The organism is Mitsuaria sp. TWR114 (assembly GCF_007997345.1).
The window spans coordinates 1-5,900 of record NZ_VOSR01000378.1 but is presented as its reverse complement, the minus strand read 5'-3'; the positions used below and the strand labels follow the sequence as shown (position 1 = coordinate 5,900).

The 5,900-nt window shown below is 68.2% G+C and carries 5 protein-coding genes and 2 pseudogenes; 5 read left to right on the top strand and 2 right to left on the bottom strand.

The window, feature by feature from the left end:
- The 4 genes and pseudogenes from FUT87_RS14395 to FUT87_RS14380 form a co-directional block, all read left to right on the top strand.
- Positions 1-472: pseudogene (locus FUT87_RS14395) on the top strand (methylmalonyl Co-A mutase-associated GTPase MeaB); the annotation flags it as partial.
- Positions 465-1,997, top strand: a complete 1,533-nt coding sequence (locus FUT87_RS14390; protein WP_091724823.1) for an acyl-CoA carboxylase subunit beta — start codon at positions 465-467, stop codon at positions 1,995-1,997. The pseudogene FUT87_RS14395 and the gene FUT87_RS14390, both read left to right, overlap by 8 nt.
- A gap of 23 nt (positions 1,998-2,020) precedes the next feature.
- A complete protein-coding gene (accC, locus tag FUT87_RS14385) occupies positions 2,021-4,114 on the top strand; it encodes an acetyl-CoA carboxylase biotin carboxylase subunit (protein WP_147241451.1) in 2,094 nt (697 codons plus the stop codon).
- Positions 4,115-4,125: 11 nt separating this feature from the next.
- On the top strand, positions 4,126-4,644 hold the full coding sequence (locus FUT87_RS14380) for a VOC family protein (protein ID WP_147241450.1): 519 nt from the start codon (positions 4,126-4,128) through the stop codon (positions 4,642-4,644).
- Positions 4,645-4,694: 50 nt separating this feature from the next.
- On the opposite strand, the gene FUT87_RS14375 is transcribed toward FUT87_RS14380, so the two are convergent.
- Complete coding sequence (locus FUT87_RS14375) at positions 4,695-5,129, bottom strand: response regulator (protein ID WP_091724820.1); 435 nt, start codon at positions 5,127-5,129, stop codon at positions 4,695-4,697.
- A gap of 64 nt (positions 5,130-5,193) precedes the next feature.
- Positions 5,194-5,586 carry a FlxA-like family protein gene (locus FUT87_RS14370; protein ID WP_186830540.1) on the bottom strand — a complete coding sequence of 131 codons (393 nt, stop codon included), beginning with the start codon at positions 5,584-5,586 and terminating at the stop codon, positions 5,194-5,196.
- Between the two features lie 133 nt (positions 5,587-5,719).
- On the opposite strand from FUT87_RS14370, the pseudogene FUT87_RS14365 reads away from it, so the two are divergent.
- A pseudogene (locus tag FUT87_RS14365) lies at positions 5,720-5,900 on the top strand (inositol monophosphatase); the annotation flags it as partial.

Sequence of the window (5,900 nt, the reverse complement as noted above, 5' to 3'; positions counted from 1 at the left end):
GCTGGCCGACCTGGTCGTGATCAACAAGGCGGACCTGGACGACGCCGCGGCGACGCGGGCGCAGGCGCAGATCACGTCCTCGCTGCGGCTGTACGGGCTGCATGGCCGGCCCGACCACGCCCATCACGACACGGCGATCTGGCATCCGCGGGTGATGCGGATGTCGGCGCTCAAGGGCGAGGGCGTCGACGCCTTCTGGCGCGCGGTGACCGAGTTCCAGGCGCTCCAGCAGGCCAACGGCGCTTTCGAGGAGAAACGCCAGCAGCAGGCGCTGGCGTGGATGTGGGAGCGCATCCAGTCGGGCCTGAAGCAGCAGTTCAAGGCGGCGCCCGCGGTGCGCGGCGCGCTCGAGGACATCACGGCGCGGGTGCTCGGCGGGCAGCTCGCGGCGTCGACGGCGGCGCGGGAGCTGCTGACGAAGTTTTCCGGAGACAGGAATTCCGAGGATTCAAAGGACCAACGACATGCATGACATCCAACAGATGCTCGAGGACAAGCGCGAGCAGGCGCGCCAGGGTGGCGGCGAGAAGCGCATCGCGGCCCAGCATGCCAAGGGCAAGCTGACCGCGCGCGAACGGCTGGACCTGCTCTTCGACGACGGCACCTTCGAGGAATGGGACATGTTCGTCGAGCACCGCTGCGTCGACTTCGGCATGGCGGACAACAAGATCCCGGGCGACGGCGTCGTCATCGGCTACGGGATGATCAACGGCCGGCTGGCCTTCGCCTTCAGCCAGGACTTCACCGTCTTCGGCGGCGCGCTGTCCGAGGCCCATGCCGAGAAGATCTGCAAGGTGATGGACCAGGCGATGAAGGTCGGCGCGCCGGTGATCGGCCTGAACGACTCCGGCGGCGCGCGCATCCAGGAGGGCGTGGCCTCGCTGGGCGGCTACGCCGAGGTGTTCCAGCGCAACGTGATGGCCTCCGGCGTGATCCCGCAGATCAGCATGATCATGGGCCCCTGCGCCGGCGGCGCGGTGTACTCGCCGGCGATGACCGACTTCATCTTCATGGTCAAGGACAGCAGCTACATGTTCGTCACGGGGCCCGAGGTGGTGAAGACCGTGACGCACGAGGAAGTGACGGCCGAGGAGCTGGGCGGCGCCTCGACGCACACGGCGCGCAGCGGCGTCGCGGATCTGGCCTTCGAGAACGACGTCGAGGCCATCCTGATGCTGCGGCGCTTCTTCAACTACCTGCCGTTGAACAACCGCGAGAAGGCGCCGTGCCGCCCGAGCGGCGATCCCGGCGCGCGGCTGGATCATTCGCTCGACACGCTGGTGCCGGACAACCCGAACAAGCCCTACGACATGAAGGAGCTGATCCTCAAGGTCGTGGACGACGGCGACTTCTTCGAGCTGCAGGCCGAGAACGCGAAGAACATCCTGACCGGCTTCGCCCGCATGGAGGGGCAGACGGTGGGCATCGTTGCCAACCAGCCGCTGGTGTTGGCGGGCTGCCTCGACATCAAGAGCAGCATCAAGGCGGCGCGTTTCGTGCGCTTCTGCGATGCGTTCAACATCCCGGTGATCACCTTCGTCGACGTGCCGGGCTTCATGCCGGGCACTTCGCAGGAGTACGGCGGCATCATCAAGCACGGCGCCAAGCTGCTCTACGCGTATGCGGAGTGCACGGTGCCCAAGGTGACGGTGATCACGCGCAAGGCCTATGGCGGCGCGTATGACGTGATGAGCTCCAAGCACCTGCGCGGCGACGTCAACTTCGCCTGGCCCAATGCCGAGATCGCGGTGATGGGCGCCAAGGGCGCGGTGGAGATCATCTTCCGCGAGGACAAGAACGATCCGGCCAAGCTGGCCGCGCGCGAGGCCGAGTACAAGGCGCGCTTCGCCAACCCGTTCGTGGCCGGGGCGCGCGGCTTCATCGACGACGTCATCCAGCCGCACGAGACGCGCAAGCGCATCTGCCGCTCGCTGGTGATGCTCAAGGACAAGCAGCTCGAGAACCCGTGGCGCAAACACGGGAACATCCCCCTCTGACCGGCGCGCAGGAGACGCAGAACATGTTCAAGAAGATCCTGATCGCCAATCGCGGTGAGATCGCGTGCCGCGTGATCAAGACGGCCAAGAAGATGGGCATCGCCACGGTGGCGGTGTATTCGGAGGCGGACAAGGACGCCCGCCACGTGGAGCTGGCCGACGAGGCCGTGCTGCTGGGCCCGGCGCCCTCGCGCGAGTCCTACCTGGTGGCCGACAAGATCATCGCCGCGGCGAAGCAGACCGGCGCCCAGGCCATCCATCCCGGCTATGGATTCCTGTCGGAGAACGAGGACTTCGCGCGCCGCGTGGAGGAGGAAGGCCTGGTCTTCATCGGGCCCAAGCATTACTCGATCGCGGCGATGGGCGACAAGATCGCCTCGAAGAAGCTCGCGGGCGAGGCGCAGGTCAACACCATCCCCGGCCACAACCAGCCGATCGAATCGCCCGACGAGGCCGTGGCCATCGCCCATCGCATCGGCTACCCGGTGATGATCAAGGCGAGCGCGGGCGGCGGCGGCAAGGGGCTGCGCGTCGCGTTCAACGACAAGGACTGCCACGACGGCTTCACCAGCTGCCGCAACGAGGCGCGCGCGAGCTTCGGCGACGACCGCGTGTTCATGGAGAAATTCGTCGAGTCCCCGCGCCACATCGAGATCCAAGTGCTGGGCGACGCACAGGGCAACGTGGTTTACCTGTGGGAGCGTGAGTGCTCGATCCAGCGCCGCCACCAGAAGGTGATCGAGGAGGCGCCGTCGCCCTTCATCAGCGAGGCCACGCGCCGCGCGATGGGCGAGCAGGCGGTGGCGCTGGCCAAGGCGGTGAAGTACCAGAGCGCGGGCACGGTGGAGTTCGTGGTCGGCAAGGACCAGTCCTTCTACTTCCTGGAGATGAACACGCGGCTGCAGGTCGAGCATCCGGTCACCGAGTGCATCACCGGGCTGGACCTGGTGGAGCTGATGATCCGCGTTGCCGCGGGCGAGCCGCTGCCGTTCAAGCAGGACGAGATCCGGCGCGAGGGCTGGGCGATCGAATGCCGCATCAACGCGGAGGATCCCTTCCGCAACTTCCTGCCGTCGACCGGCCGGCTGGTGAAGTACCAGCCGCCGGAGACCTCGATGGAGGCGGCCGGCGAGGCGCGCTTCGGCGTGCGCGTGGACACCGGCGTCTTCGACGGCGGCGAGATCCCGATGTTCTACGACTCGATGATCGCCAAGCTGATCGTGCACGGCCGCGACCGCGACGACGCGATCGCCAAGATGCGCGAGGCGCTCAATGGCTTCGTGATCCGGGGCATCTCGAGCAACATCCCGTTCCAGTCGGCGCTGCTGGCGCATCCGGACTTCCGCTCGGGCGACTTCAACACCGGCTTCATCGCGCAGCACTACGGCAGCGGCTTCCACGCCGAGGACGTGCCGCACGACGATCCGGACTTCCTGGTGGCGCTGGCCGGCTTCATCCGCCGCAAGGCCCGCGAGCGCGAGGCCGGCATCACCGGCCAGCTGCCGGGGCATGAGGTCCGCATCGAGCATGACTATGTCGCCGTGGTCAGCGAAGGGCAGGGCAGCTTCCGGCGGTATCCGCTCAACATCACCGAGTACGTCGGCGCGCAGGGCGAGGCGTTGATCCACGTCGGCGCCGAGGGCGCGGATGGCGTCGAGGGCCGCGGCCAGGCGCAGGGCGGCGGCAAGTCCTACCGCATCGTCAGCACTTCGCGGCTGAACGACACGCGGCTCTTCGGCACCGTGAACGGACGGCCCTTCGTCGCCCAGGCCGAGCGCGGCACGCCGAGGGCGCCGCTGGCCTATCGCATCCAGCACAACGGGCGCGCGATCGAGGTGACGGTGCTGTCGCCGCGCGCGGCGGAGCTGCACCGGCTGATGCCCTACAAGGCGCCGCCGGACACCAGCAAGCTGCTGCTGTCGCCGATGCCGGGGCTGCTGGTCCACATCGCCGTGCAGCCGGGGCAACTGGTGCAAGCCGGCGAACGGCTGGCGGTGATCGAGGCGATGAAGATGGAGAACATCCTCACCGCGACGCAGGACGTGAAGGTCGCCGAGGTGCTGGCCAAGGTGGGCGAGAGCCTGGCGGTCGACCAGCCGATCGTGCGTTTCGAATGAAGGGGCAGGCCATGACCGCATCCGCAACGAGCACCGCATCGACGACCGCATCCACGACCGCCGCGGCGAAGCCCTACCGCATCCTCGGCATCCAGCAGATCGCGATCGGCGGCCCGGACAAGACGGCGCTGCGCCGGCTGTGGGTGGACGTGCTGGGGCTGCAGGTCACCGGCAACTTCGTCTCGGAGCGCGAGAACGTCGACGAGGACATCTGCGCCATCGGCAGCGGGCCGCACAAGGTCGAGGTCGACCTGATGCAGCCGCTGGATCCGGAGAAGAAACCGGCGGTGCATGCGACGCCGCTGAACCACGTCGGCCTGTGGGTCGATGACCTGCCGAAGGCGGTCGAGTGGATGACGGCCAACGGCGTGCGATTCGCGCCGGGCGGCATCCGCAAGGGCGCGGCGGGCCACGACATCTGCTTCATCCATCCGAAGAGCAATGACGAGTTCCCGATCGGGGGCGAGGGCGTGCTGATCGAGCTGGTGCAGGCGCCGGAGGAGGTGGTGAAGGCGTTGGGAGGCGGTTGAGCGCGGCCGAGCGCGGCGGACCCGGCCCGCCCGGCGTCGGCCGGAGCGACTCAATCGACCAGGATGTTCCGGTTCTTCAGCGTCAGGTGGATCTTGTCGCCGACCGTGTCCTTGTTGAACGGCTTGACGATGTAGCCGGTCGCGCCGAGCTGCGCGGCGCGGATGATGTCTTCCTTGCGGCCCTCGGCGGTGACCAGCAGCACCGGGATCGTGCGCAGCGCGTCGCCTTCGGGTTTGGTGCGCAGCGCCTCCAGCAGCTGGAAGCCGTTCATCACCGGCATGTTGACGTCGCTGAGCACGAAGTGCACCGGCTCGCCGGATTCGGCCGACAGCTCCAGCTGCCGCAGCGCCGCCTTGCCGTCCTCGGCCTCCAGGATCTTCTTGAAGCCGAGCTCGCGCAGCAGCCCGGAGATGATTCGGCGCATGGTCGAGAAGTCGTCGACCACCAGGAAACAGAATTCTTCGCGCTTGATCGTCGTGACCATCTGACACCTCTTCAGGCGGGGAATCGTAGCGCGGCAGGATCCGCGCCCGAGCGCCCGGCGCGCGTCACGCGACCTCGTCCAGCAGCGCGCCCAGCATCGACGTCGCCGGCGAGCGCCGGCCCACCGGCTCCTCCTCGGCGCGAGCCGTCGTCGGTGCCGTCGGTGCCGTCGGCGGGGCGCTGCGGGCCGCGGCCTTCGCCTGGGCGGCTTCCGCGGCCGCCTTCTGGATCTGCGCGATCTGCTCCATCACCACCTGCATCTGCGTCTGGAGCAGCTTCTGGCGCTTGTCCTTGGCGGACGCGTCCATCGTCGAATCGGTCGCCAGGTCCTTCATCTGCTTCTGCAATTGCTTGAGCTGGGCCTGCAGGCGGGCGATCTGCGCATCGCTGCCCGACCCCGAAGGCGCGGACGTGGACGATCCGGCGGGGGCGGCGGCGGTGGGAACGGCGACATGCATGGAAACTCCTTCGGCAACCCTCGGGATATCGACCGCCGGGGGCAGGTCTTGAGCGTCGTCCGGGCGCATGCCGCGCAGCGCGCCGGCGCGCCTGTCGCCGCGAGGGGCAAGCCCGTGCGGGTAGCATCGCCGGATGAGCGCCACCCATCCCGATCCCGTCGCCGAACTGCTGCGGCACGCCGCCACCACCTACATCGCACCGCGCTTCCGCCGCCTGGCGGATGACGACGTGATGCAGAAGGCGCCCGGCGAATGGGTCACGACGGTGGACCGGGAGGTCGAGGCCTTCCTGACCCCCGAGCTGCGCGCGCTGG

Bases quoted from the DNA above. Each gene is read 5' to 3' on its own strand.
- FUT87_RS14380 (WP_147241450.1), top strand. From the start codon at position 4,126: ATGACCGCATCCGCAACGAGCACCGCATCGACGACCGCATCCACGACC.
- accC (WP_147241451.1), top strand. From the start codon at position 2,021: ATGTTCAAGAAGATCCTGATCGCCAATCGCGGTGAGATCGCGTGCCGC.
- FUT87_RS14390 (WP_091724823.1), top strand. From the start codon at position 465: ATGCATGACATCCAACAGATGCTCGAGGACAAGCGCGAGCAGGCGCGC.
- FUT87_RS14370 (WP_186830540.1), bottom strand. From the start codon at position 5,586: ATGCATGTCGCCGTTCCCACCGCCGCCGCCCCCGCCGGATCGTCCACG.
- FUT87_RS14375 (WP_091724820.1), bottom strand. From the start codon at position 5,129: ATGGTCACGACGATCAAGCGCGAAGAATTCTGTTTCCTGGTGGTCGAC.